We start from the raw sequence: 3825 nt of genomic DNA on the forward strand, positions 1-3825 counted from the left end.
ACCGCGTTAATCTATCTCGATATCAATAAAGTTAAAAAAAATAACTCTTTAATATTAAAAAAAATAATTAACAAAAATAAAGAAGAAATTTCTAAATTTTTAGAATTAAGCTTTTATTTTGTTCATAATAAAGATATCAAATCAAAATTAAATAGTATCAAATCAGAAATAGAATCTGATAAAGAAAATAGCGCTATTTATTTCCGAAATAAAGGAGATGAATTTATGTTAGAAGCCGAAACGCAACGAAATAATAAAGATTTTATCCTTTCTAATTTAAAATATGATCGCGCTAAAAACAATTTTGAAAAATCTATTGAAAAATATAGCGAAATAAAAAACCAATTTTCTTTAGTTTTTAGAAAAATATTCATTTCTGAAAATAATAATTATTCTAACTATATTGATATTAATGACAATAATGTTTTTAATAGTAATTTTCAATATTGGAAAACTATATTAATAATTTTGACAATCACCAATTTTTTAATTCTTACACGTTTTATATATAAATTAATTATATATAAAATAAATGACTATAAAACCAATATGATTAAATTTGAAATTTAAATTAAAATAAAATTTTTAATTTTAAAAAAAATAAAAGCTGTTTATTATAATAAACAGCTTTTTTTATATTATATTTAAATATTTTATTTTTTGCGAATTTGATGTTAGCATCATCAAAAAATAGATTCAATTTATTTCTATTTTAAAGAATTTTTTCTTTCTAAAAATTGTTTTTCCACTTCATTTAGTATTTTTAAGTCTTTATCAGTAATAATAATTCTACGATAAGCTTCTTTCAAATCATCAATATTAACTGTTTCTTTACTAACTTTAGGATAATCATCATCATTAGCTCTTTTTATAGCGAAATTCATAGCAGCAGCTTTCATCAAATTTTCTAAAGTACGATTAGTTTTTAAAAAATCATAATTAGATTCAATTCTATCTAAAGCTTCATTAATTATTTCATATAAAAAATTTTTAGCTTCCATACTATATGGATTTTTAAGTTTTTGATCCATCAAAAATTCTAAAAATTGTCTACGCTCTAATTTATTACCTGGTTTAACTTCGATAGCATAAGAAAAACGCGATTTTATAGCATCATCGATTTGTGAAAAATTATTAGTCGCTCCTAAAATAAAAATAGGATGTTCGGGATCATTTTCATTAGAAGTCAATTCTGTTTTAAATTGGTTAACAATATTGGTAATTTCCGAATCGCCTTCTAAATTTATTAATTTTCGAAAAATAGTTTCACATTCGTCTACAAAAATAATAGCTCCAGGGTGTTTTTTAGATATTTTACGTACATCATTAAATAAATTTCTAATCATTTGTACTGCTTGACCTCTATATTTTTTTGAAAAAATAGAAGCACTTAGTTCAAAAAAGGGCAACTGTGTTTCTTTAGCTATAGCCCGAGCAAAAGTAGTCTTTCCTGTTCCAGGAACACCATATAACAAAATACCTAAAGGAGGTTCAATGTGACCAATATCTTTAAATTTTTCAGGTTTTTTTATATACAATATAAACGAATTAGCTATTTTCTTTTCTTCTTTAAAACCCGATAAAGTTGAAAAATCAAGAAAATTATCACTATTAGTAGGATAAAAAGATTCTTTTTCATCAAAACTATTAGTTAAATTTAAAAAATTTGCTTCATTTTTGTTAGATATATCAGATTTTAAATTCATTAAATCCTTATTATTTTTAAAATTTAATATTAGAGACCAAAAAATAAATAATAATAATAATAAATTCATAATTAATCTAAAAATAATCAATAAAGTTTTTGTCTTGTCTTTCAATAAAAACTCCTTTAAATTATTAAATATTAAAATAAAAAAATAATAAAATTTCTTTTTGTATTTACAACTAAATTTATAATTTTAATAAAAATAGATAATTTTTTGAAAAGATTAAATATATTTTAGTAAAAAGTTTAAATAATTTTTATTAATACCACATCAGATATATTAATAATTTTTAAATTTTTAATTATTCATTACATCAATAACAAACATTATTATTAAACATCATTATTTTTCTAAATTATAAAAATAAATATAAAATTTTATAAATTTGGTTTGTATAAAGACTTTTTTTCGAAAACCGCTAAAGGTTCCGAAAAACTACCTGCAGAAGTTTTAGCTAATGTTTCTCCTAAAGAAGTTAATTTGGCATCTATATTATCCAAATGCCATAACAAAAATGCTTCACCTGTTTGAGGAGTTTTTAAAGCACCATATTCTAATAAACCATGATGAGAAATTAATAAATGTTTTAATAATAATATTTCTTCTGTATCCTGAATATTGAATAAAACAGCTTCTTCATGAACATAATTAACAGCTAAAACTAAATGACCTAATAAAATTCCTTCTTTAGTATATTCTTTTTTCGAAAAATTAAATTCTTTAACTTTAAACATATCATGTAAAATAATTCCTGCATATAATAAATCTAAATTTAAAAAATTGTATCTTTCGGCCAGATTTAAAGTAATTTGCAACATATTAGTAGTATGATAAGCTAATCCTCCGTAATAATTATGATGCATTTTAAAAGCAGCTGGCGAAATCAAAAAAGGCAATTTATATTTATTGTATAACGCGGTTGTAATTTTGTTTAAATTATAATTTTTAATTTTATTAATATATTTATTAATTAAAAAATCAGCTTTTTCAAAAGATAACGGAGCACATACAAAAAAAAGACGATAATATTGATAAGTTTCTTCTAAATTTAAAATATTTTCGATTAAATTCGAACTTTGGCAAATCCAATAATATTTATTGCTTTTTAAATTTCTAATTACTTCAAAAATATAAATTTTTTCAGTTATTAAAACTAAATTTCTATTTTCTATTTTGATATTGATAATTTCCGTTTCCGTTAACAAAACATCTATATTGTAAAAATTATCACCTTTATTAATATTAGTAATTTTTCCTAAAATTTGGTATTTTTTCCCTATTTCAGCATTCTTTAAATTTTCTAATTGGTTTTTATAAATCATAATTTTTTAAACTCATTTTTATTTTTCTTAATTATTTAAAATATAACAAAAATTTAAAACACTTTTAACAATAAAATAAAAACATACAAATAAATAATTCAAAATAAACCTGTTTTTAAAAATTTTTTTTGTAAATTTGATATTTCAAATTTATTTAAATTAGATAAAAAAGGATATTTTTGTTTTAATAATGCGACCAATTTAATAATTTTTATTCTTTGATTATAAGGAAAAGAAAAATCATAAAATACTTTATTATTTAAATAAACAGCGATTATGAAAAAAAAATCTGGATCGATAATTTCTAATTTATATTCGATAAAAAATAATATTCCAGAAATTAAACTTTTTAAACAATAAATAGCTTTTGTATATAATAAATAATTAAAAGTTAAATTAACATAAGGTTGTTTCAAAATTTTATTAAATTCTCTAAATATAAAAAAAGATCTCAATTTATTTATTAAAGCGATATTATCTTTTAAAAATTTTTCTGTTTTTTCTTCTACAGAAAAATTTAATTTTGATTTAAAATAAAAAATTCTTAACATTCTTAAAGGATCTTCAGTTAATTTTTGATAAGGATCGCCTATAATACGAATAATTTTGTTATTTAAATCTGTTAAGCCATTAACATAATCGAATATATTATGATTTTCATCTAATAAAAGGGCGTTTATAGTAAAATACAGATAGATTAATTGCGTTTTATGCAGCGATTTATCTTTGCTGTTTTATTTACAATCAGCCTCCGTCCAAACGGTGCGAGCAAGTTTCCAAGCACACCGCTTTCC

General features: G+C 20.6%; 4 protein-coding genes and 1 pseudogene. 1 reads left to right on the plus strand and 4 read right to left on the minus strand.

What is annotated here, in order from left to right:
* The coding region (locus tag B2G44_RS02330; RefSeq protein ID WP_180372470.1) for a hypothetical protein at nt 1–570 on the plus strand (570 nt) is incomplete at its 5' end.
* Between the two features lie 137 nt (nt 571–707).
* Here B2G44_RS02330 and B2G44_RS01485 read toward each other — a convergent pair.
* The 4 genes and pseudogenes from B2G44_RS01485 to B2G44_RS02500 form a co-directional block, all read right to left on the minus strand.
* Nucleotides 708–1820 (minus strand): ATP-binding protein, encoded by a 1113-nt coding sequence (locus tag B2G44_RS01485; RefSeq protein WP_257616366.1) that lies wholly within the window; start codon nt 1818–1820, stop codon nt 708–710.
* 266 nt (nt 1821–2086) lie between these two features.
* A complete protein-coding gene (locus tag B2G44_RS01490; RefSeq protein WP_078123087.1) occupies nt 2087–3031 on the minus strand; it encodes an HD domain-containing protein in 945 nt (314 codons plus the stop codon).
* Between the two features lie 98 nt (nt 3032–3129).
* Entirely contained in the window at nt 3130–3582 is a 453-nt protein-coding gene (locus B2G44_RS01495; RefSeq protein ID WP_078123088.1) for a tRNA nucleotidyltransferase/poly(A) polymerase-related protein, read from the minus strand.
* A gap of 57 nt (nt 3583–3639) precedes the next feature.
* Nucleotides 3640–3747, minus strand: a pseudogene (locus B2G44_RS02500) (hypothetical protein); the annotation flags it as partial.
* Nucleotides 3748–3825: the final 78 nt, after the last annotated feature.

It is taken from the genome of Candidatus Phytoplasma citri, assembly GCF_002009625.1.
GTDB lineage: Bacteria > Bacillota_I > Bacilli_A > Acholeplasmatales > Acholeplasmataceae > Phytoplasma > Phytoplasma citri.

Excerpts from the sequence above, each read along its gene's own strand:
- B2G44_RS01490 (WP_078123087.1), bottom strand. The coding sequence starts at position 3,031 with ATGATTTATAAAAACCAATTAGAAAATTTAAAGAATGCTGAAATAGGG.
- B2G44_RS01495 (WP_078123088.1), bottom strand. The coding sequence starts at position 3,582 with ATGTTAAGAATTTTTTATTTTAAATCAAAATTAAATTTTTCTGTAGAA.